This window comes from Streptococcus oralis (assembly GCF_901543815.1).
Taxonomy (GTDB): Bacteria; Bacillota; Bacilli; order Lactobacillales; family Streptococcaceae; genus Streptococcus; species Streptococcus oralis_CM.
Genome location: NZ_CABEIU010000002.1, coordinates 611,553 through 635,916 on the forward strand (window position 1 = coordinate 611,553; position 24,364 = coordinate 635,916).

Annotated in this window: 13 protein-coding genes and 2 pseudogenes; 11 read left to right on the top strand and 4 right to left on the bottom strand. The window is 41.2% G+C overall.

The window, feature by feature from the left end:
• The first annotated feature begins 11 nt into the window (after positions 1–11).
• A complete protein-coding gene (locus FQT28_RS03090; RefSeq protein ID WP_143989379.1) occupies positions 12–1,355 on the top strand; it encodes a DEAD/DEAH box helicase in 1,344 nt (447 codons plus the stop codon).
• 468 nt (positions 1,356–1,823) lie between these two features.
• A complete protein-coding gene (gene metK, locus FQT28_RS03100) occupies positions 1,824–3,014 on the top strand; it encodes a methionine adenosyltransferase (protein ID WP_143989380.1) in 1,191 nt (396 codons plus the stop codon).
• A gap of 65 nt (positions 3,015–3,079) precedes the next feature.
• Here the strand turns inward: metK and FQT28_RS03105 are convergent, their stop codons facing one another.
• The 4 genes from FQT28_RS03105 to FQT28_RS03120 all read right to left on the bottom strand — a co-directional run bounded on the left by FQT28_RS03105 (position 3,080) and on the right by FQT28_RS03120 (position 6,747).
• On the bottom strand, positions 3,080–3,379 hold the full coding sequence (locus FQT28_RS03105) for a DUF1827 family protein (RefSeq protein ID WP_143989381.1): 300 nt from the start codon (positions 3,377–3,379) through the stop codon (positions 3,080–3,082).
• Between the two features lie 58 nt (positions 3,380–3,437).
• Positions 3,438–3,890 carry an NUDIX hydrolase gene (locus tag FQT28_RS03110; RefSeq protein WP_143989382.1) on the bottom strand — a complete coding sequence of 151 codons (453 nt, stop codon included), beginning with the start codon at positions 3,888–3,890 and terminating at the stop codon, positions 3,438–3,440.
• A gap of 131 nt (positions 3,891–4,021) precedes the next feature.
• Entirely contained in the window at positions 4,022–6,280 is a 2,259-nt protein-coding gene (locus tag FQT28_RS03115; protein WP_143989383.1) for an ATP-dependent Clp protease ATP-binding subunit, read from the bottom strand.
• A gap of 236 nt (positions 6,281–6,516) precedes the next feature.
• Positions 6,517–6,747, bottom strand: coding sequence for a DUF1797 family protein (locus FQT28_RS03120; RefSeq protein WP_000443579.1), 231 nt, complete (start codon positions 6,745–6,747; stop codon positions 6,517–6,519).
• A 190-nt stretch (positions 6,748–6,937) separates the two neighbouring features.
• Here FQT28_RS03120 and FQT28_RS03125 point away from each other — a divergent pair, with 190 nt between their 5' ends.
• The 9 genes and pseudogenes from FQT28_RS03125 (at position 6,938) to FQT28_RS03160 (ending at position 24,214) form a co-directional block, all read left to right on the top strand.
• Positions 6,938–7,621: an amino acid ABC transporter permease gene (locus FQT28_RS03125; protein WP_143989384.1), complete on the top strand. Its 684-nt coding sequence runs from the start codon at positions 6,938–6,940 to the stop codon at positions 7,619–7,621.
• Positions 7,621–8,355 (top strand): amino acid ABC transporter ATP-binding protein, encoded by a 735-nt coding sequence (locus FQT28_RS03130; RefSeq protein WP_143989385.1) that lies wholly within the window; start codon positions 7,621–7,623, stop codon positions 8,353–8,355. Before FQT28_RS03125 ends, FQT28_RS03130 begins: the two co-directional genes overlap by 1 nt.
• 33 nt (positions 8,356–8,388) lie before the next feature.
• A complete protein-coding gene (locus FQT28_RS03135; protein ID WP_143989386.1) occupies positions 8,389–8,709 on the top strand; it encodes a TfoX/Sxy family protein in 321 nt (106 codons plus the stop codon).
• Positions 8,710–8,858: 149 nt separating this feature from the next.
• Entirely contained in the window at positions 8,859–9,716 is an 858-nt protein-coding gene (locus tag FQT28_RS03140) for a bifunctional methylenetetrahydrofolate dehydrogenase/methenyltetrahydrofolate cyclohydrolase (protein ID WP_185952348.1), read from the top strand.
• A gap of 4 nt (positions 9,717–9,720) precedes the next feature.
• Positions 9,721–10,494: an HAD hydrolase family protein gene (locus FQT28_RS03145; protein ID WP_143989388.1), complete on the top strand. Its 774-nt coding sequence runs from the start codon at positions 9,721–9,723 to the stop codon at positions 10,492–10,494.
• Between the two features lie 351 nt (positions 10,495–10,845).
• Entirely contained in the window at positions 10,846–18,060 is a 7,215-nt protein-coding gene (locus FQT28_RS03150; protein ID WP_143989389.1) for an SIALI-17 repeat-containing surface protein, read from the top strand.
• A gap of 165 nt (positions 18,061–18,225) precedes the next feature.
• Positions 18,226–18,333, top strand: a pseudogene (locus tag FQT28_RS10065) (YSIRK-type signal peptide-containing protein); the annotation flags it as partial.
• Between the two features lie 279 nt (positions 18,334–18,612).
• A pseudogene (locus tag FQT28_RS03155) lies at positions 18,613–23,238 on the top strand (SIALI-17 repeat-containing surface protein); the annotation flags it as partial.
• A gap of 124 nt (positions 23,239–23,362) precedes the next feature.
• Positions 23,363–24,214 (top strand): NAD(P)H-hydrate dehydratase, encoded by an 852-nt coding sequence (locus FQT28_RS03160; RefSeq protein ID WP_125450239.1) that lies wholly within the window; start codon positions 23,363–23,365, stop codon positions 24,212–24,214.
• Positions 24,215–24,364: the final 150 nt, after the last annotated feature.

Consider the following 24,364-nt stretch of genomic DNA (forward strand, 5'->3'; position numbering starts at 1 on the left):
TTGAGGATAATATGTCATTTACGAAATTTCAGTTTAAAAACTATATAGAAAAGGCTTTGGAGGAGTTGAAATTTACAACTCCTACAGAGGTACAGGATAAGTTAATTCCTATTGTCTTGGCAGGTCGTGACTTGGTCGGTGAGTCAAAAACAGGTTCAGGGAAGACCCACACTTTCTTGCTACCCATTTTCCAGCAATTGGATGAAACTAGCGATAGTGTGCAAGCTGTAATCACTGCTCCAAGTCGTGAGTTAGCTACTCAGATTTATCAGGCAGCTCGTCAGATTGCAGCTCACTCAGATGTCGAAGTCCGTGTGGTTAATTATGTGGGTGGTACGGATAAGGCGCGTCAGATTGAAAAACTTGCCAGTAGCCAACCCCATATTGTCATCGGGACTCCAGGGCGTATCTATGACTTGGTCAAATCTGGTGATTTAGCCATTCACAAGGCCAAGACCTTTGTTGTCGATGAAGCCGATATGACCTTAGATATGGGATTCTTGGAAACCGTTGATAAGATTGCTGGAAGCCTTCCAAAAGACTTGCAATTCATGGTCTTTTCAGCAACTATTCCACAGAAGTTGCAGCCCTTCTTGAAAAAATATTTGTCAAATCCTGTCATGGAGAAAATCAAAACAAAAACAGTCATCTCTGATACCATTGAAAACTGGTTGGTTTCGACCAAGGGCCGAGATAAGAATGCTCAGATTTATGAGTTGACTCAAGTCATGCAACCTTATTTGGCAATGATTTTTGTCAACACTAAAACGCGTGCTGATGAATTGCATGCATACTTGACTGCTCAAGGATTGAAGGTGGCTAAGATTCATGGAGATATTGCACCTCGAGAGCGCAAGCGGATTATGAATCAGGTGAAGAATCTTGATTTTGAGTACATTGTCGCAACAGACTTGGCAGCGCGTGGAATTGACATTGAAGGTGTCAGCCATGTTATCAATGATGCCATTCCGCAAGATTTGTCCTTCTTTGTCCACCGTGTTGGACGAACTGGACGCAATGGTCTACCCGGTACAGCTATTACCCTTTACCAGCCAAGTGATGACTCGGATATCCGTGAGTTGGAAAAATTAGGTATCAAGTTTACTCCTAAGATGGTCAAAGACGGAGAGTTCCAAGATACTTACGACCGTGATCGTCGTGCCAATCGTGAAAAGAAGCAGGATAAGCTTGATATTGAAATGATTGGCTTGGTCAAAAAGAAAAAGAAAAAAGTCAAACCGGGCTATAAGAAGAAGATTCAATGGGCGGTGGATGAAAAACGCCGCAAAACCAAGCGTGCTGAAAATCGTGCACGTGGCCGTGCCGAGCGTAAAGCCAAACGCCAAACTTTCTAAGAACAAAATTGGAGCTGAATGGCTCCTTTTTCTAACTTCGTTTTATTATTTTTCAAAAATACTGCAAAAAAAAGTAAAAAGTGGTATAATGATAAGGTTATATAGTCCCGATAAGATGGTAGAAATTTCTATCAGTACTTTGTAATTCGCAAAGAATGACGGCTCCAAAGTCACTCGTCCTTCTACGGTTGCCGCTATAATGCGGTCACCCTATGCGCCTTACTAGCTTCAGAAATAAAAAAACATCGTTTTTATTTCTTTCGCTTCGTATCTCGCAGAGAATGACGGCTCCAAAGTCACTCGTCCTTCTACGGTTGCCACTATAATGCGATCACCCTATGCGCCTTACTAGCTTCAGAAATAAAAAAGTATCGTTTTTATTTCTTTCCCGTCGTAACTCTTAGACTATAGAAATACCTATCAGTACTTTGTAACTCTATAACAATATTTTTAAGGGGGGACATTTTTATGTCAGAACGTAAATTATTCACGTCTGAATCTGTATCTGAGGGGCATCCGGATAAGATTGCAGACCAAATTTCAGATGCGATTTTGGATGCTATTTTAGCAGAGGATCCAGAAGCGCACGTTGCTGCTGAGACTGCTGTGTATACTGGTTCAGTCCACGTTTTTGGTGAAATTTCTACAAATGCCTATGTGGATATTAACCGTGTGGTTCGTAATACCATTGCAGAGATTGGTTATACCAATACAGAATATGGTTTTTCTGCGGAGACGGTGGGAGTTCATCCGTCACTTGTTGAGCAGTCACCAGATATCGCCCAAGGTGTTAACGAAGCCTTGGAGGTTCGTGGGAATGCAGATCAAGATCCACTGGACTTGATTGGTGCTGGGGACCAAGGTCTTATGTTTGGATTTGCGGTGGATGAGACAGAAGAACTCATGCCATTACCAATCTCACTTAGCCACAAGTTGGTTCGTCGTTTGGCAGAACTTCGTAAGTCTGGTGAAATCAGCTATCTGCGTCCAGATGCCAAATCGCAAGTTACAGTTGAGTATGATGAAAATGACCGTCCAGTACGTGTGGACACAGTCGTTATTTCAACTCAGCACGACCCAGAAGTTAGCAATGAACAAATTCACAATGATGTGATTAGCAGAGTTATCAAAGAGGTGATCCCAGCTTCTTACTTGGATGAACAAACAAAATTCTTCATTAATCCGACTGGTCGTTTCGTAATCGGTGGACCTCAAGGAGACTCAGGTTTGACGGGTCGTAAGATTATCGTGGACACTTATGGAGGCTACTCTCGTCATGGTGGTGGTGCCTTCTCTGGTAAGGATGCGACTAAAGTGGACCGTTCAGCCTCTTATGCAGCTCGCTACATTGCCAAGAACATCGTTGCAGCAGGCCTTGCTAAGAAGGCAGAAGTGCAATTGGCCTACGCTATCGGTGTTGCCCAGCCTGTTTCTGTTCGTATCGATACTTTTGGTACAGGAACAGTAGCTGAAAGCAAGCTTGAAAAAGCAGCGCGTCAAATATTTGACCTTCGCCCAGCAGGAATTATCCAAATGCTAGACCTCAAACGTCCAATTTACCGTCAAACAGCGGCTTATGGACACATGGGACGTACAGATATTGACCTTCCGTGGGAACGTTTGGATAAGTTAGATGCTTTGAAAGAAGCTGTGAAATAAAATGAAAAAGCTTGGTAATGTTACCAAGCTTTTTGCAAAAGAAAACCAGCTCTAAGCTGGCTTTCTTATTTTGTAGGAATAGAAATTTCAATCAATTTATCTGAATAAAGCGTCTTGATATTAGCTTCATCAATTTTTTGTTTATCAATCTTGCGTTTCATGAAGAAATCTTGAATGGTTTCGATTTCAGGTTCACGAATAGCTCGGTGTTTGTTGGAAATGAGGATTTCATAGTGAAGCGGGGCTTGTGTGAAAACTACATCTGTGTTTCCAGCAGAATAGACCTCGACAAGAGTTGCGTCTGTGCTTTCTAATTGGCTTTTAACAAGTTGCGAGTGTGAATTAGTCGTGTTGATAAGCTTCATAACAGTTCCTCCGATTTTCTAACTCTATTATAGCACTTTTTGGATAAAATCGTGTATTTTAGCCAATTCCATGCTGGATTTTCCAAGCTTCAATTCCCCATTTATGGCTACCACGTTTGAGCTTTTCAATAGCCTCGTCAATAGGGAACCAAGCAATATGATTAAAGTCTTCTAAAGGTTTTTGTACCTCCTCGAAAGAAATAGCTTCGTAGAGATAAGCTGGATTATAGTAGTAGGTGTCACGGTGGCGAGAGTAGAAATACTCATCAGCTTGTCCGAAATAGCTTCCGATTTCAGCTGTAAAGCCAAGTTCTTCGATTAGTTCTCTCTTCAGTGCTTCTTGATGGTCTTCGCCTGCTTCGATTTCTCCGCCTGGCAAGAACCAAGCACCATTGGGAGCTTGAACTAAGACAATTTGTTTTTTTTCTGGATCAGGAATAACTACGTAAACGCCGTAGCGGGGCAGGTAGGTCACATTTTCTTTTTTTTCTCCAAAAGTTGGGTTTGCCATAGAACTTTCCTCATTCTCTAGTATCTTTATTATTATCATAATGGACGAGGGGCAAGCTGTCAAGAATAAACAGTTATTTTAGTAAAAAAAGGTGCAGAAAATGATAGACTTCCTGCACCTGTTAGATCGTTTTATTCTTCTTTTTCAGAAGCAATCTCTTCTATTTTTTCAGTTTTTTTGGCAGATTTGATTTGAATCTTACCATTGCTTGTCATAACTGCCTTGAGGTCTTTTTCACTTGGGTTTTCAAGGTAGTAGTCTGTGATGGCATCCTCGATATGGTCTTGAATGGTACGGCGGAGTGGCCGTGCTCCCATTTTTGGATCATATCCTAGGTCAACTAATTTTTCTTTGACCTTGTCTGTTACATCGAGATGGATGTTGTTACTGGAGAGGCGTTTGTTGACATCTGCTAGCATGAGTTCGACGATTTGGAGAAGGTTGTCCTTGCTGAGAGCTTTAAATTCGATGATGCCGTCAAAACGGTTCATAAACTCTGGACTAAAGAAGTTGCCGAGTTCACCGAGAACAGAGTTGGTTCGACCTTCACGAGCAGCTCCAAAACCAACGCTGGCTTCGGCCTTACCCGTACCCGCATTTGAGGTCATGATAATGATAGCATCCTTAAAGCTAACTGTTCGTCCTTGTCCATCTGTCAAACGACCATCGTCCAAGACTTGAAGGAACATGTGTATCACATCTGGGTGGGCTTTTTCAACTTCATCGAGAAGGATGAGTGAGTAAGGATTGCGACGAACTTTTTCCGTTAACTGCCCCGCTTCATCGTATCCTACATAGCCTGGAGGGGCACCGACTAATTTAGCAACACTGTGTTTTTCCATATATTCACTCATATCAAAGCGAATCATGCTATCAGCAGAACCAAAGAGTTCAATGGCTAGTTGTTTGGAAAGTTCTGTCTTACCGACACCAGTTGGTCCGACAAAGAGGAAACTTCCGATTGGGCGGTTAGGAGTTCCAAGTCCAACACGATTACGACGGATGGCCTTGGCAATCTTATCGACAGCTTCATCTTGTCCAATGACATGAGCTTTGAGGTCGTCTGCTAGATGGATAAGCTGAGACTGTTCTTTTTCTTTGAGTTCTCCAACAGGAATATTGGTTTTCTGCTCAATGATATGTTCAATGGTTTTCTCGCTGATAATTGGAGTATCCTGATCGGTCACCTTGTTCTTTTGCATTTCCTTGTACTTGGCAATCTGGTCACGGAAGTAGGCGGCCTTTTCAAAATCTTCCTCTCGTGTAGCTTGAGCCTTGAGATTCTCAGCTTCAATTAAACGTTGGTCAATTACTTTAGGATCAACAAAGTTCAGCGTTAGATTCATCTTAGAACCAGCTTCATCCAAAAGGTCAATAGCCTTGTCAGGCAAGAAGCGGTCTTGGATATAGCGATTGGAAAGAGTAGCAGCTGCTTCGATAGCAGCATCAGTATACTTGACGTGATGGTAGTCTTCGTATTTCTTTTGAATCCCTTTGAGGATGATAATGGTTTCTTCGACAGTTGGTTCGTCTACCTTGACAGGCTGCATACGGCGCTCCAAGGCAGCGTCTTTTTCAATGATACGGTATTCATTGAGAGTGGTGGCACCGACCATTTGCAGTTCACCACGGGCAAGGGCTGGTTTGAGGATATTTCCTGCATCCATATTGCCATCGCCTGCTGATCCTGCGCCAACAATTTCATGGATTTCATCGATAAAGAGGATGATGTCCTCGCGTTTGCGAATTTCTTCCATGAGTTTTTGCATACGTTCCTCAAATTGGCCTCGGATCCCTGTTCCTTGAACTAGGCTAACCACATCCAGACGGATGACCTGCTTGCCTTGGAGTTTGTGGGGAACATCACCATCGACAATCTTCTGAGCTAGACCTTCGACAACGGCAGTTTTACCAACACCAGGTTCTCCGATAAGGACAGGGTTGTTCTTGGTTCGACGGTTGAGGATTTCGATAACGCGGATAATCTCCTCATCTCGACCGATAACAGGGTCAATATCTCCCCGACGAGCAATCTCAGTTACGTTGATACCATATTCCTCTAGGAGTCCTCTTTCTTGGCTAGGAGGTGTTTGAAGTGGACCACGGTTTTGATGTCCGTAGCCCCCATTGCCCCCATCTCCTCCACCAGATTGAGTGGGAGGGATGTTATTAGAAGAAGGTCTGAAATTATTCAAATCATTGAAAAAGTCTCCGAAAGGATCAAAGTCACGATTGTTTAGGTCAGTCATTCCTTTAAAGAGGGTATTGTTTGGGTCTGTTTTGATAATTTTATAGCAATTTTGACAGAGATCAATTTGTTTTTGCTGTCCATTGATATTGGTATACAGATGAATTGTTGAGTCGTTAATTTTACAGTTTTGACAGAGCATACATCTACCTCATTTCATTCTTATTCTTGGCCTAAGAAAAAGGTCAAGAATAGTCAAAGTTTCATACTCTCATTATAGCATGATTAAGGTGTAAAGCAAGTAAAAAGATTGGGCCAGGGAGATTTCGAGAGAAGTTCACTAAGAAAATCTTTGTATATGATGGTAAGAAAAAATCCCATTTGCGGGGACAAAAAGGATTCTCGTTCATCAGTCAGGTTTTTCCTACTGCTTTTTTATTAGTAAAGGAGTTCGTAGATCTCCATTGCAATCAAATCAATGCTATCAAAGGTATAAGTTTCACGTGCTTCAACATCGCGAAGGGTGAAGAGTGATCCGTTTTCTTCGTCATAGCTGTATGCAACTTCTGCAACAACAACTCCTTCACGTTCAAAATTACGTTTTAGATTTCCGCCATCTTTTGTCATAGCTTCTAGGCGGTTGATGATTCTAACCAAATGTGATTCCATTATGATTCTCCTCCATTTCTTATCGTTACTATTTTACCATAAACCACGGGGACTTGACTAGAAAAAACTAAGATTTCTCGCTATTTCTCTTTTGCATAAAATTATTGGTGAAAATCAGTGAAAAAATATTGAATTTTAATTCAATATATGTTATAATCATACAATCCGATATTTAGAAAGCTGGGTTTATATGAATTTTTCCTTTTTACCAAAGTATTTACCTTATTTTAATTACGGTGCTGTTATCACTGTATTGATTTCGATTCTGGTCGTCTTTTTTGGGACCATTTTAGGAGTGTTACTGGCCTTTGCTCAACGTTCACGCTTTAAGCCGCTCGTTTGGTTTGCAAATATCTATGTTTGGATTTTCCGAGGTACTCCGATGATGGTCCAGATTATGATTGCATTTGCCCTTATGCATATCAACGCTCCGACTATCCAAGTGGGAATTTTAGGAGTGGATCTTTCTCGTCTGATTCCAGGTATTCTGATTATCTCGATGAACAGTGGTGCTTATGTGTCTGAAACCGTTCGTGCAGGGATCAATGCCGTTCCTAAAGGGCAGTTGGAGGCGGCTTACTCTCTCGGTATTCGTCCGAAAAATGCCATGCGGTATGTCATTTTGCCACAGGCTGTCAAGAATATTTTGCCGGCACTGGGAAATGAATTTATTACCATTATCAAGGATAGTTCCCTCTTGTCTGCGATTGGGGTCATGGAGCTGTGGAATGGGGCAACGACAGTAGCAACAACAACTTATTTACCGTTGACTCCCCTTTTATTTGCAGCCTTCTATTACTTGATTATGACTTCTGTTTTGACAGTGGCTTTGAAGGCATTTGAAAATTACATTGGACAAGGAGACAAAAAATAATGACAGAAACCTTGATAAAAATTGAAGGCTTGCATAAGTCTTTTGGGAAGAATGAAGTCTTGAAAGGGATTGACCTTGAGATCAAAAGAGGGGAAGTTGTGGTCATTATCGGTCCGTCAGGGAGCGGGAAGTCAACCCTTCTTCGTTCGATGAATCTCCTTGAAGAAGCAAGTAAGGGAAAGGTTATCTTTGAAGGTGTTGATATCACAGATAAGAAAAATGATCTTTTTGCTATGCGTGAAAAGATGGGCATGGTATTCCAACAATTCAACCTCTTTCCCAATATGACAGTGATGGAAAATATCACTTTGTCACCAATTAAAACCAAAGGTGAAAGCAAGGAAGTTGCGGAGAAAAGAGCACAGGAACTGTTAGAAAAAGTTGGTTTGCCAGACAAGGCGACGGCTTATCCTCAGAGTTTGTCAGGTGGTCAGCAACAACGGATTGCCATTGCACGTGGTTTGGCTATGGAACCAGATGTTTTGCTCTTTGATGAGCCGACTTCAGCCCTAGACCCTGAGATGGTTGGGGAAGTTCTAGCTGTTATGCAAGACCTTGCCAAGTCGGGGATGACCATGGTGATTGTGACTCATGAAATGGGCTTTGCGCGTGAGGTGGCAGACCGTGTTATCTTTATGGCGGATGGGGTTGTTGTTGAAGATGGAAGGCCAGAGGAGATTTTTGACCAAACCCAAGAACAACGGACCAAGGATTTTTTGAGTAAGGTTTTGTAAGACCTCATTTTTAGAAGAAATGGAGTAGAAATCATGGCTTCCAGTAAAGAATATTTAGATTTTATTCTCGATCAGCTATCGGAGCTAGATGAGATGAGTTATCGTCCAATGATGGGAGAGTATATCCTTTATTATCGTGGGAAGATTATTGGGGGAATCTATGATAATCGTTTGTTATTGAAGCCTGTGAAGGTGATCATGGATCAACTGGGCCAGACAAGACTTGAACGTCCTTATGAAGGAGCTAAGGAGATGATTTTAATAGAAGATCTTGAAGACAAGTTATTTCTAGCGAGACTAATCAAGGATATGTACGAAGTTTTGCCTGCTCCCAAGGTCAAAAAGAAAGCATGATAGACTTGCCTAAGATAAATAGGCACTAAAAGCTCGATAAGAGCTTTTTCTTATAGTTTCAAACTATAAGGTCTATTAGTCAAGAAGTGTTAGAATGCCAAGTCATTTTTTGATATAATAGAAGATATTTGATAGAAAAGAGAAGAAATATGGCACAGATTATTGATGGGAAGGCTCTTGCAGCTAAGTTACAAGGACAGTTGGCTGAAAAGACGGCTAAACTAAAAGAAGAAACAGGTCTAGTTCCAGGCTTGGTGGTGATTTTGGTTGGGGACAATCCTGCCAGCCAAGTCTACGTTCGCAACAAGGAACGGTCAGCTCTTGCTGCTGGCTTCCGTAGTGAAGTTGTGCGAGTTCCAGAAACTATTACACAAGCGGAATTGTTGGACTTGATTGCTAAATACAATCAAGATTCAACTTGGCATGGGATTTTGGTTCAGTTACCTTTACCCAAACATATCGATGAAGAGGCGGTTTTATTAGCCATTGACCCAGAAAAGGATGTGGATGGTTTCCATCCCCTAAATATGGGGCGCCTTTGGTCTGGTCACCCAGTTATGATTCCTTCGACACCTGCAGGGATTATGGAGATGTTCCATGAGTATGGGATTGACCTGGAAGGTAAAAATGCGGTTGTTATCGGTCGCTCAAATATTGTTGGAAAACCGATGGCTCAGCTTCTTTTGGCTAAAAATGCAACAGTGACCTTGACCCACTCACGCACCCATCATCTTGCTAAGGTTGCTGCTAAGGCAGATATTCTTGTCGTTGCAATCGGTCGCGCTAAGTTTGTGACTGCTGACTTTGTCAAACCAGGAGCGGTTGTCATTGACGTTGGGATGAACCGAGATGAAAATGGCAAGCTTTGTGGAGATGTTGATTATGATGCTGTTGCACCACTGGCTAGTCACATCACACCTGTACCTGGTGGAGTTGGTCCTATGACGATTACCATGCTAATGGAGCAAACCTATCAGTCAGCGCTTCGAACACTAAACAAGGACTAGGAAAATGAAATTCGTATTTGACCTGGATGGAACGCTATCTTTTGACTACATGACCATAGACGAGGAGATTCAGCAGGTTCTTTTAAAGGCTGAAGATTATGGTCATGAGCTTGTGTTTGCCTCAGCTCGCTCTTATCGGGATTGTTTGGGTTTATTAGGTTCCGAACTCAGTCAGCGCTTGGTCATAGGGTTGAATGGAGGCGTAGCCTATCATCTGGGGAAGGCTATCTTCGAAAGGAATCTCGATGCTAAAGTTTATCAGGCGCTAGTGGATTATTGCCAGACTTATAATCTCCCTTTCTTTGTAGATGATTGCTTTGACTATAGTGGTCAGATTGTGGAGAAGATTCCATTTTTCTCCAGTGTGGACCCCCTAAAGGTAGCTCGTCATCAGAAACTCGAGGACTTAGGGACTCCGATTAAGATAGTCGTTTATATGGGCGACCACGAGGATTTGCTTGATGATCTGCTTGGTCAGTTAGAAAGACTGGGGCAGGCTCATCTGTCTTATCATGCGCATGAAAAGTGTCTTTATGTCAACCCCTTAGATACTCACAAGGCTACAACAGTTGAAACGTTATGTGGGGAAAACTTCATCGCCTTTGGAAATGATCAAAACGATATTGAACTGTTTAATACATCTCTTTATTCAGTTCAGATAGGAGACTTTGCTGGCCTTACTCCATATGCAGATGAAACGTTAGAGCTAAAAGGAGCTCCTTCTCCAGCAGTAGCAGCCAAAATCTTACAGACTTTTGCGGAATTTAAGGGAAAATAGTGTAGAAGGAGGTAGAACAAGGTTCGCCTTCTTTTTATGTAGAGTAATGCAGTCTATAAACTATAAATTTGAAGTTTGAAAAAGATATTAATGGAATTCAATTTGTAGTAGAAAGAATCTAGAATCGAAAGCTATTTTCATTGCAACTATTCCTTTTAAATGACCCCTTCTTATATATCATTTTATTGGGTTAAATTAATGGAAAATAATTGCAATTTAAGGTGCGTTTTGATATATTTAATATATAAAATATTATAAAACTTGGTACTTGTTTGTGTATTCAGAAGGAGGTTATTTTTTAAAATAAAGTAAACGCTTACTTTGTATCAAGAAAAAGAAATGAGGATTTTAATGAACAAAAGACTTTTTGATAAACGTTGTCATTATAGCATTCGTAAATTTGCAATAGGTGCGGCATCTGTAATGATTGGGGCTAGTATATTTGGTATTTCTGCTGTACAAGCTGAGGAGGTGGCTTCATCCAATGCTAAAACAGAAGAAACAACTGTTCATCAAGCTCAACCTTTAGATAAGCTTCCCGATGATGTGGCAGCTGCTATTGCAAAGGCTGATGAGAATGGTGGGCGTGAGTTTGTAAAACCAAAAGCTGAATCGGCAGAAGACAAAGTGACTAAGGATACAGAACCTACTACACCTACTAACGAGAGTAGTCGTGAATTGGTTAGTCCTAAAGGGGAAACTCCAAATAAAGTAGAAGAAGGAAACAAGGCTGATAATAAACAGAAATCTGAAGAGGCAAATCCAAAGCCTGTTGAATCTGCAGTAACAGCTGGAACAGAAGTGAAAGAGGATTCTAAAAAAACTTCTGAAAAGGACCAAGTGAAAGCAGACACAGAGATTAAACCTTCTTCTGAAAAATCGCAAGTGCTATCTAGAGAGTCAAACAAAGCCGAAGTTGAAAAGGAAAAACAGCTATTATCGGAACGAAAACAAGATTTTAATAAAGATTGGTATTTTAAACTAAATGCCCAAGGAGATTTTTCAAAAAAAGATGTGGATGTTCATGATTGGTCTAAATTGAATCTTCCTCATGATTGGAGTATTTATTTTGACTTTGATCACAAGTCTCCCGCTCGTAATGAAGGTGGGCAGTTAAATGGTGGAACAGCTTGGTATCGTAAGACTTTCACATTAGACGAAGCAGACAAGAATAAGGATGTTCGTATCAATTTTGATGGGGTTTACATGGATTCAAAGGTCTATGTAAATGGTAAATTTGTCGGACATTATCCAAGTGGCTATAATCATTTTTCATATGATATCACAGAATTTTTAAACAAGGATGGTAGTGAAAATTCAATTACTGTTCAAGTGACCAATAAGCAACCAAGTAGTCGTTGGTATTCAGGAAGTGGGATTTATCGTGATGTAACCCTTAGTTATCGTGATAAAGTCCATGTTGCCGAAAATGGTAATCATATCACTACTCCAAAACTTGCTGAGCAAAAAGAAGGGAATGTTGAAACACAGGTTCAAAGTAAGATTAAAAATACGGATAAGAAGGCTGCTAAAGTCTTTGTGGAACAACAAATTTTTACTAAGGAAGGTAAGGTTGTTTCAGAATTAGTCCGCTCTGAAACGAAGAATTTAGCAGAAAATGAAACTGCAGATTTCAGCCAAACAATCCTAGTTAATAAACCAACTCTTTGGACGACAAAAAGTTATCATCCTCAACTGTATGTGTTGAAAACAAAGGTTTATAAAGAAGGTCAACTAGTTGATGTAACAGAAGATACATTTGGTTACCGTTATTTCAATTGGACTGCTAAGGAAGGTTTCTCTCTGAATGGTGAACGCATGAAATTCCACGGAGTAAGTATTCACCATGACAATGGAGCCTTGGGGGCAGAAGAGAATTATAAGGCTACCTATCGTAAATTAAAACTCTTGAAAGATATGGGGGTTAACTCTATTCGAACAACCCACAATCCAGCGAGTCCTCAGTTACTTGATGCTGCAGCTAGTTTAGGTCTTTTGGTTCAAGAGGAAGCTTTTGATACTTGGTATGGTGGCAAGAAGACTTACGACTATGGACGGTTCTTTGATCAAGATGCAACTCATCCGGAGGCTAAGAAGGGTGAGAAGTGGTCTGATTTTGATCTCAGAACAATGGTAGAACGTGATAAGAACAATCCGTCTATCGTCATGTGGTCTCTTGGAAATGAGGTAGAGGAGGCAAATGGTAGTCCTCGTTCTATCGAAACTGCTAAACACTTGAAGGCAGTTATCAAAGCGATTGATACTGAGCGTTATGTAACCATGGGGGAAAACAAATTTAGTCGTGCGGCGACAGGTGATTTCTTGAAACTCGCAGAAATTATGGATGCTGTCGGTATGAACTATGGTGAACGTAATTATGATGCTGTTCGTAGAGCGCATCCAGACTGGCTCATTTATGGTTCTGAAACTTCTTCAGCTACTAGGACGCGTGATTCTTATTATAACCCTGCTCAAATCCTTGGACATGACAATCGTCCAAATCGTCACTATGAACAATCTGACTATGGTAATGACCGTGTTGGATGGGGAAGAACAGCTACTGAATCATGGACTTTTGACCGTGATCGTGCTGGCTATGCTGGACAATTTATCTGGACAGGAATTGACTATATTGGAGAACCGACTCCATGGCATAACCAAGATAGTACACCTGTCAAGAGCTCTTACTTTGGTATTATTGATACAGCTGGTTTACCAAAGAATGATTTCTACCTTTACCGTAGTGAATGGTATAGTGCTAAAGAAAAGCCAACTGTTCGCATTTTACCACATTGGAACTGGACTGAAGAGACCCTTAAGGATCGCAAGATGCTGATTGATGGAAAGGTTCCGGTTCGTACCTTCTCAAATGCTGCAAGCGTCGAATTGTTCTTAAATGGAGAGTCGCTTGGTAAAAAGGAATTTACTAAGAAAAGGACAGAAGATGGACGTCCATATCATGAAGGAGCTAAACCAAGTGAATTGTATCTTGAGTGGCTTGTGAAATACCAACCAGGCACACTGACTGCGATTGCTCGAGATGAAAATGGCAACGAAATTGCGCGTGATAGTGTGACAACTGCTGGGGAACCAGCAAGAGTTCGTCTGACTAAAGAAGAGCATGTTATCACTGCAGATGGAAAGGACCTATCCTATATCCATTATGAAATTGTTGATGGCGATGGTAATGTGGTTCCTACAGCTAACAATCTTGTTCATTTCAATCTTCATGGTCAGGGACAAATCGTTGGTGTGGATAATGGAGAACAAGCTAGTCGTGAACGCTACAAAGCTCAAGCAGATGGAACATGGCAAAGACGTGCTTTCAATGGTAAAGGGGTTGTCATTGTAAAATCAACAGAAAAAGAAGGTAAATTTACTCTTTATGCAGATTCTGCTGGTTTGACATCTGATAGCGCAACGGTCGCAACGGTGTCTGGTAAGAAAGAAAATCGTCACTTTGTAGCCTTTGCTCCTGTAAAAGCAACAACTGATGTGACGACAAATCCTGAATTACCTCAAACAGTAACAGCTATTTATAGTGACGGTAGTGTTGAGGAAAAGACTGTAACATGGGAAATGCCATCTGACTTGCTTACAAGCGCAGGTGAGAAAAAAGTATCTGGACATGTAGAAGGTTTGGAAACTAAAGCTGAGGCACTTGTTAAAGTGATTGCTTTAGATAGATGGTTACCAAAAGTTGCTACAGTCCCAGTTGGAACGAATGCGGCTGATTTGGATAAAACGGTCACAGCTGTTCTGACAGATGGTAGCTTGATTGATACTGATGTTGTTTCTTGGACCTTGAAAGACCCTGCTGCTTTGAACAAGGAAGGTGGACGTACGGAGGCTACTGGTAAATTGGTAGATGACGACCGTGAAGTGACTGCAACCTTTATCGCAAGTAGTAAGGAAACAACAAGTAGCATTACAGGACTTACTGTTGGGGATAAAGCTCTTGAGAATTTTGAGTCTGGCAAGACCTATTACCGTGTATCCCTTCCTTACACTGCAACTATTCCAAGTGTTGGAGCTCAGACTACCGGATATCAAGTAACTGTTCAGCAAGCTTCTGCTGATAATGGTTATCAGGCTTCTGTCTTCTTGAGTGACCAAAAGGGTGACTTGGTTCAAACTTACTTAATTCAGTTTGTGAAGGAAGCTCCTGCTTTGAAACGTTTGGAAGTGGTTGTAGAAGGAAAAGAAACTGCCACTGAAGATCAAGTATTAACTTATCACGTCATTGGTCGTTATGAGGATGGTTCACAAACAGAGTTTTCGGCTTCAGATATTCACTTAGAAGCTAAATCATCTGATGGGGGACATCTTGAGGTGAATGGTCAGAATCTATTGCTCTATACTAAGGGAAGAGTGACTTTGACACCTCGAATCGATAATCAAACAGAGAAAACAGAATCTGTAACCACTGAAGTGGTGATTAAAGAAAATAAAGTCAGCAAGAAGATTGTGAAACTTCATCCTGTGTCTGTTTCTACAGATATCAATCAGCAACCGAATCTACCTAAAGAAGTTGGAGCAGAATTTGATAAGGGCTTGCCACGCAAAGTATCTGTAGCTTGGGATAAGGTAGATGAAAAAGAGTTGGGGCACTATCATAGCTTTACGCTTAAAGGACATGTGGAAGGCACAGATATTGAAGCTCAAGCGACTGTAACGGTTGAAGGATTGCAAGTTGCAGAGGAAATCAGTCTCACAGTACCTAAGGGTGAGACGGTTCAATTGCCAGCTAATGTCCGGGCTTACCATTCTAACGGAACAACTATCTACAAAGATGTTGTTTGGGATCAGGTTCCAGCCAACTTTAGTCAAACTGAAGGGGTCTATGAAATCAATGGTCGTTTAGTAGGTAGCAATCTGACAACTAAAGCTCATGTTCGAGTGTCTAGTCAAGTGGTTGCTGGAAATAATATCTCTAAACAATGGACAGGTTCACAATTACCAGCTGCCATTGTATCCAATACAGGAGGAGATGACACAGCCAACACCTTGAACGATTTGACTGTATCAAGAACGCCATCAGATGCTAAAAATAGATGGACTACTTGGAGAACAAATACTGATAATGACTGGGCTTCTATCTTATTTGGTAATTCAGGAGACTTGACGAAGCGTTTTGTCAACAATTTGTCGGTTGATTTCTATACTGATGGAGCAATTGGTCTTCCAAAAGAATATGTAGTTGAATATTATGTAGGTAAAGAAATTCCAGATTTACCAAGTGATGTCAGTCATGCGCAACGAGATAGCAATCATCCATTTAATAATCCAGACAATTGGAAAGCAGTTGAAAACTTACATGCTCCAAGTCAGCTGTCTGCAACTCAAACCAATCACTTCACATTTGACAAGGTCGAAACCTACGCTGTTCGTATTCGTATGAAGAAAGCAGATGGAACATCAGGTGTTGGTCTGACAGAGCTAACTGTGCTTGGAAACAAGGTCTTAAGTGAAACAAGTTCAGAGATTTCTATCAAGGTAGATGGCAAGGATCTTGAACATTTTAATCCATCTAAGACAGATTACTATATTCCTCAATCTAGCAAAGAAATCACAGCAACAGCTAGCAATAATGGTTTGGTAACAGTTGTTCCTGCAACAAGTCCAAAAGGTGCAACACGTCTCATCTTGAAAGCAGAAGATGGTACGGTGTTGAAAGAATATCGAATTTTCCGCAATGATGAGAGAGAAACTAGTCAACCTCTTGCTGCAGAAAACAGTGCTAAAATCTTGAATGTTGGAGACAATCTTCAACTTCCTTCAGAAGTAAGTGTTTATTATCCAACTTCAACTAATTGGACTACAGATAAACTTGCAGTGAAGTGGGATGCTATTCCTGAACATGCGACAGAGCATGAGGGAACATTTGAAGTTACCGGTCATGTCATTGGTACAAATCTAACGACTAAAATGCAGGTGACAGTTGTTTCTGAAGGCAATCAAGTCATTTCAGAAAATCCAAGCAACAATGAAACTGATTCTAAAGCCTTTGCTTCGACAACGAACGATACTCAAGCAGCTTCACATGATCGAATTTTCTATATCAATGATGGAAAATACAATGAAGATGGACGTTGGACAAACTGGTCTCGTACTCCGAAAAATCAAGAAACTTCTGTTGGATTACTCTTTAAGAAGGATGGAAAAATTGCTTCTCAATCTATTGGGAAAGTAGCCATTCAGTTCTTTAAAGATAGTGGCACCGATGCTCCAGAGAAAATGGTTCTAGAAAGATATATTGGTCCTGCTTTTACAGAACCAAGTACGATTTCTCGTTACGAAGAAAATGCCGATCATCCATTTAACAAGGCAGAAAATTGGGCACCAATTTCTTACAAAGCTTCTGGAGAATTAGTAGCTGGTAAACCAATCGAGTTTAACTTTGAACCGGTTCAAACGACAGCTATTCGTGCGCGCATGACTCGTAAGGCTACCACCAATGGTCTTGCACTTGTAGAATTTACAGCCTACTCTGCAGGCAAGGGATCAGAAGTGGAAACACCATCAGCGACTATTTCGATCGACGGAAAAGCATTGGAAAACTTTGATCCAAATGTGACAGATTACACTCTAACAACAATGGGTTCAAAACCAAAAGTCACTGCAACAACTAGTGGACATGGAGTAGCTACAGTTGTGGATTCTGGAAATGCCAATCTTCCAACACTGGTTCGTCTTGTTTCCAAAGATGGAAATCTGGTGAAAGAATATCGTTTACACTTTAAGTCTACCTTCCAAACAACACCAACAGAAGGCGTTAAGAACTTAGTAGCAGAAACTCCAAGTTTGGAAATTGAAAAGACTCCGCTTCCGTTTAAAGAAGTTATTCGTGAAAACCCTGAACTTGCTCAAGGTCAGCGTCGTATCGTTTCTGAAGGACAAGATGGAGAAAAAGTTGACTATATTCAAGTTTTGGGTACTACTAGAAGTCTTGTTCATTCTGAAGAAAGAAAGGCTCAGGATCGCATTGTTGAAGTAGGAGTGAAAGTATCTATTTCAAGTAGTAAAGGCGAGGAGCCAGCTCCAATCAATGAAGTTCCAGAATTCAAAGGTGGTGCTAACTTTGTAGAAGCAGCAGTCAATGAAGTTCCAGAATTCAAAGGTGGTGCTAACTTTGTAGAAGCAGCAGTCAATGAAGTTCCAGAATTCAAAGGAGGTGCTAACTTTGTAGAAGCAGCAGTAAACGAAGTTCCAGAATACACAGGAACTCTTGCTACTGTAGGAGATCAAGCGGCACCAAGCGTTGAGAAACCTGAATTTAAGGGTGGCGTTAATGCTGTAATGGCTCTAGAACATAAACTTCCAGAGTATCATGGTGTTCTAGCCACGGTAGGAAATGAGGAAGCGCCTGTTCTTGAAAAACCAGATTATCCAGTAGAGCTATTAGCTCATGACCAGACTATAAAACCAAATGTTTCAGTAGTAAAAGAAGAGCAAAATAGATTACCAGAAACAGGTGAGGGAGAATCTGAAACAGCCATTTTCTTGGCAGGTGTTAGCTTGGCCTTGTCAGCAGCCCTATTAACTGCAAAACGAAAAGAGGATTAGTTTGTGCGTCTAATGCTATCCTATTGGTATAGCTTGGTCGATGATAAAAAATCACATCGATAAATGAGTTGAAGAGATGGAGAGGACCGATTAGGCCTCTCCGTCTTTACTAGTAAAAATGGAATCGTTTACTTTCGTGTTTGGATGAAAGGAGATAAGATAAAGATGGATAAAAATTTTTTCAATAAACGTTGTCATTACAGTATTCGTAAATTCGCTATTGGAGTAGCTTCTATTATGATTGGTGCCAGTATCTTTGGTGTTAATTTAGTAGAGGCAGCAGAAACAGGTAGTGTAGGAGATAAAGAGGGAACTATAACTCAAGCTCAGCCATTGGAAAAGTTACCTGATGAACTTGCAGCAGTTTTGAAGAAAGCAGAAGAAAATGCTGGGAAGGAAGCTAGCTCGACAGTTGGAAATGGAGAAACTACAGGAACGATTGGTTCTACTGATTCGACAAATAATCTTAAACCAGCTGAAGCACCTGGAATTCCAGAGAATGAAACAAAGCCGTCTGAAGCCATGAGTGGAGGACAAAATGATAAAGAAATCGCTAAACCTAGTCAACCAATTACACCTGAAACTCCAAAAGTAGAGCAAACAGGTGATGGAACAGTTGAATTGACCAATCAATTTACGGCAAGCAAACCAGCTAGCGAAGCCAGTATTGAAGCTGCCAGCAAGAGCTCAGACTATCTCAAAAAAGAGTACAAGGTCTTTCCAACTCCACAAAAAGTGACTTATGGAGAAGGTGTCACAGCCCTTCGTAAGCAAGTCAATCTGGTAATGGGCGATCAACTCGATATCTATACTCGCAATCGCTTGAAGAGCGTTTTGCAGGACAATCAAGTATCTTACAAAACTAGTAAAACGGCCGTTTCTGGCGCAACTAATATCTATCTTGGAGTGCATGGACAAGGTTCACAAGCAGAACAAAACTTGTCCAAGGTTTCCGCAGGTCTCTTTGACAAAATTGATGCTTATGCTCTGACCATCAAGGACAACTCTATCTCCATCGTCGGAAAAGACACAGATGCGGTCTTCTATGGTTTGACAACCTTGAAACATATGCTCAAGGAAAGTCAAGTGCCAGTCCTTCGCAATGTGACAGTGGAAGATTACGCTGAAATCAAGAACCGTGGGTTTATCGAAGGTTACTATGGAAATCCATGGTCTAATGAAAATCGTAAAGAATTGATGCGTTATGGAAGTGAATTGAAGTTAACTCAATACTATTTCGCACCAAAAGATGATCCATACCACAATAAGAAATGGCGTGAACTTTACCCTGAAGAAAAACTGGCTGAAATCCGAGAACTTGCACGTGTCGGTAATCAAACGAAAACACGTTATGTTTGGACCATCCATCCATTTATGAACAATCGTATCCGCTTTGGCAATGAAGCGCATTACCAGGCTGATCTTGCAACCATAAAGGCTAAGTTTACTCAGTTGTTGGATGTGGGAGTGCGTGAATTTGGTGTGCTTGCAGATGATGCACCAAGCCCAGTTGGTGGTTACCATAGTTATGTTCGCTTGATGAAGGATATCACAAATTGGTTGACTGAAAAACAAACAACATACAGTGGTCTCCGTAAAGATATGATTTTTGTTCCTGCCTGGTACATGGGGCAAGGAACTGAAGCTGAACTTCGAACCTTGAATGAACATCTTCCTGAAAATGTCCATTTAACTCTTACTGGTGGAAAGGTCTGGGGGGCTGTTGACCAAACATTCTTAACGAACTTAAAGAAAAATTTAACAGAAGGTGGTAAGACTTACCGTCCAATTCAGTTCTGGATTAACTGGCCATGTAATGATAATACAAAACCCCACCTAATTCTTGGAGGTGGTGAAAAATTCTTACATCCAAATGTTGATTTATCACTTGCACAAGGAATTATGCTAAATCCAATGCAACAATCTGAAGCATCTAAAGTGGCACTTTTTGATATGGCTCAGTATGGATGGAAACAATGGAGAAGTGTAGAAGAAGCAGAACAAATCAACGATATGGCCTTTAACTATGTAGTTAATGATCATTTTGAAGAAAGCAGTGTTTCGAAGGCTTTTCGAGAACTCGGAAAACACATGCGCAATCAAAATAGACCTCCCCATGTCACTAAATTAGAAGAGTCTGTAGAATTGGCTCCAAAATTGACAGAATTCTATAACAAACTCAAATCTGGTCAAAATCTGGATACTGAAAGAAAAGAGTTGAGGGAAATTTTTGCTGGTTTGAAAGCCAATGCTCTATTACTTAAAGAAAAAGGTGATCAGAAATTAATCGAACAAATTCACTATTGGTTAGAGAATACAGTAGATCAAATGAACGCGCTTGAAGCTTTCCTAACAGCTACAGAAGGTCTTACTGAAAAGAATGATGCCAAGGTGTGGGAGTATTATCAGGCCGGAGTCAAACATTATGACCAGTCAGTTAAGTATGCCTTCTTTTACGTTGACCATTATGAATACGCAGAATTTGGTGTCCAACATATTCGACCATTTATCAATAATCTCAAAGAATACTTAGCCTTACATATCCAAGCAATGTTGAATCCAGATAAATTTGTGACAACATTTATTACGAATCGTGCTGGAATAGAAGGCGGATTGAAAGAAGTCACAGATGGTGACTTTGATACACATGTGATTGCCAAAACAACCATTGTGATTGAGAGAGGCGATTATGTAGGCTTGCGCTTTAATAAGGCAATTAAAATACACAAATTAGGTTTCGCTACGGGTACTAATACGGCCGATAATTATACCTTTAGTAATGCTCTTGTTGAATATCAAAATGAACATGGAGAATGGGTAGCCATAACGAGTCCCGCTTATACTGGTAGAGAACGTATTCTGGAATTTAATGACCTCGATATCACAGCTCAAGCTGTTCGTATGATAGCAACAGCTAAGAAGGATAATGCTTGGCTTGCCATGCGTGAAATTGCTGTTAACAGACCCCTAGAATTGGGTAGTAAGAAGGTTAGGGGCACTATTAGTTTAAGTCCAAACCTTGTTTACAAATATGGAACAAGTGTTGTTCAGATGCAAGATGGTCGAGAAAACACAGAATCCATGATGGCACATGTTGATCAGACCAATGTCACACCAGCGCAAGCCTGGGTACAAATGGACTTAGGTGGACTGCACAAAGTAAAACGAGTTCATCTGATGCAAGGGGAACGAGACAAACTAGCATCTGGTGTCATCGAATATTCTGCAGATGGTACAAATTGGACAATGCTTCAAAATTTATTAGGGCAACGAACTTCTGATATTGTGCAAGAATTTACAACTCGTTTTGTTCGCATTCGCAATACACAAACCTTAAATAAGTGGTGGAGAATTGCGGAATTTACAGTAGATGTCGATAGTACAAATCTTGACTTAACAGACACCAACGTTGATGCCTTGAAGGAAACGCCAGTAGTGGATAGCTTGGGCAGTTACGATCTTCAAATTCCAGCTGGAACGAAACTCCCTGCTCATAGCTATCTAGGTATGAAGCTTGACCGTATCCATCAGGTCAAGAGCATCCAGCTCCAAGGCCAAACCAACCCTGCTCTTAGCCTAGAGTATTCTGCAAATGCGCAAGAATGGACGCCAGCCAGCCAGTTGAAAGACAGAACTGTCGCAACCCACTTGGTACGTTATGTTCGTCTGGTCAACAAAACGGATCAGGAACAAGCTGTGACAGCCACTTCTCTCCTTGTGACAACCGAAGAAGTACAACCAACCAAACTAGAATCTACAACTATGGGCATTCATCCAACATACGGAAGCAATGATGTTCGTAAACTAAACAACCTAGATCAACTATTTGACGGTGTTTACAACAACTTCGTTGAGTTTTCAGACTATGCCCATAAAGATGGTCATGTGACCTTGAAACTTGGTAGCGAACGCACTATCAAGAAGATTAGAGCCTACATCCAAGACGGAACTCAAAACTACCTTCGTGATGGTAAGATCCAAGTCAGCCAAGACGGTAAAACTTGGACAGATGTCGTGACAGTAGGAGATGGTGTGGCCAATAGCCAACACGATGATTCACTGACAGATGGTTGGACACATGATTCTAAGATGCCAGGAAATCGCTACATCGAAGGAGAATTGACGACACCAGTCAAAGCGAACTATCTCCGTGTCCTCTATACTGCAGACTATGATGCCCGGTTTGTAGGCTTTACAGAATTGGTCATCAATGATGGTGAATTTGTCAAACCAATCAATGACCCAACAGTAGAAGGAAGTAGTGGAGAAAGCCAAGGTAATCTTTATAATAATCTTGTAGACGGCAAAGTCTTGACCAGCTACAAGTCTGAAAAAGACAAGGGCGAGTTGGTGTATCACTTGTCTGAACCAACCAATGCCAACCACCTTCGTCTCGTTTCCAGTCTTCCTGAAGGAGCTAAGGCACGTGTTCTTGCTAGAACACTCAAGGATGGTCAAGACAGTTGGACAGACCTCGGTGCCATTACATCTAGTCTCCAAACCTTCGCTATCCGAAATGGTGGCTCTCTTCTAGACGTCAAATTAGTCTGGGAAGGTGGCAAGGCTGAGTTTTATGAATTGGCGAGCTTCTATCAAGAATTAACAGAGGAAGCTGTTCAATCAAGCAAGGGTGAAGAACCAGCACCCGTTCTTGAGGTTCCTGAATTCACAGGTGGTGTCAATGCAGTTGAAGCCCTAGTACATGAACTTCCAGAGTACACAGGCCCAGTAGCGACAGTAGGAGACCAAGCTGCTCCAACAGTAGAGAAACCTGAGTTCAAGGGCGGTGTCAATGCAGTGATGGCTCTAGTGCATGAATTGCCAGAGTACACAGGTCCACTTGGTACAGCAGGAGATCAACCAGCACCGACGGTCGAGAAACTGGACTTTACAGGTGGTGTGAACGCGGTAGAAGCAGCAGTACATGGAGTACCAGAGTACACAGGTCCACTTGGTACAGCAGGAGACCAACCAGCACCGACAGTTGAAAAACCAGAGTTCAAGCTAAGTTCGTTAGAAAAAACTCAGACTTCAGGAGCACCAGTTCAAATTGCCAAAGAAGACAAGAGATTGCCAGAAACTGGTGAGAAACAGTCAGAAACAGCTATTTTCTTGGCAAGTGTTGGACTAGCTCTATCTGCTATCTTTGTCGCAAAAAGTAAAAAAGAAATTAATTGACTTTGAAAAAGAGATATTTCGTAGAGGGGCTTTGTCCCCTCTTTTTCTATATGAAGGAAGAGATTTATGTTTAAGATGCAAGGTCAATAAACTTTATAGTATAATGAATAGAGAGGAAAGAACGATGAAAGTGATTGATCAAGCCTTACTAGAAAAAGTCATTATTGAACGTTCTCGTACCAGTCATAAAGGAGACTATGGCCGTCTGCTCTTGCTTGGTGGGACCTATCCTTATGGTGGAGCCATCATCATGGCTGCCTTGGCAGCTGTAAAAAGTGGTGCAGGATTGGTGACAGTTGGAACAGATAGGGAAAATATCCTTGCTCTACACAGTCATTTACCTGAGGCTATGGCCTTCTCTCTTCAAGATCAGCAATTGTTAAAAGAGCAATTGGAGAGGGCAGAAGTTGTCTTATTGGGACCTGGTTTACGAGACGATACTTTTGGAGAAGAACTAGTCAAACAGGTCTTTGCTAGCTCAAGACAGAATCAGATTTTGATTGTAGACGGAGGTGCCTTGACTATTCTCGCTAGGATAAGTCTGTCATTTCCTTCTAGCCAGCTTATCCTAACTCCCCACCAAAAGGAGTGGGAAAAACTGTCTGGAATTACGATTGAAAAACAAAACGAAGGTACAACAGCTAGTGCTTTGACTTCTTTCCCTCAAGGAACAATTTTGGTAGAGAAGGGTCCGGCTACTCGTATTTGGCAAGCTGGCCAATCTGATTGTTACCAGTTACAGGTTGGTGGTCCCTATCAGGCGACTGGGGGAATGGGAGATACTCTGGCTGGAATGATTGCAGGATTTGCAGGCCAGTTTAAACAAGTTAGTCTCTACGATCGAGTGGTAGCAGCGACTCATCTTCATTCAGCTATAGCCCAAGAATTAGCTCAAGAACATTATGTGGTCTTACCGACGGAAATCAGCAGTCATCTTCCCAAAATAATGAAAAAAATATCTCAAAAAGGCAGCTAATACCTTAGTTGTCTTTTTATGTTGATGTAGCTTTGTTGATAAGGTTTTCAAATACCTCAGAACCAGCGACCAACTGCTGAACTTGCTTGAAATTCTCACTTTTAAGGTCTTGATTTTTAGTCAAACTCGCAATTAAAGCGAGATTGTTAT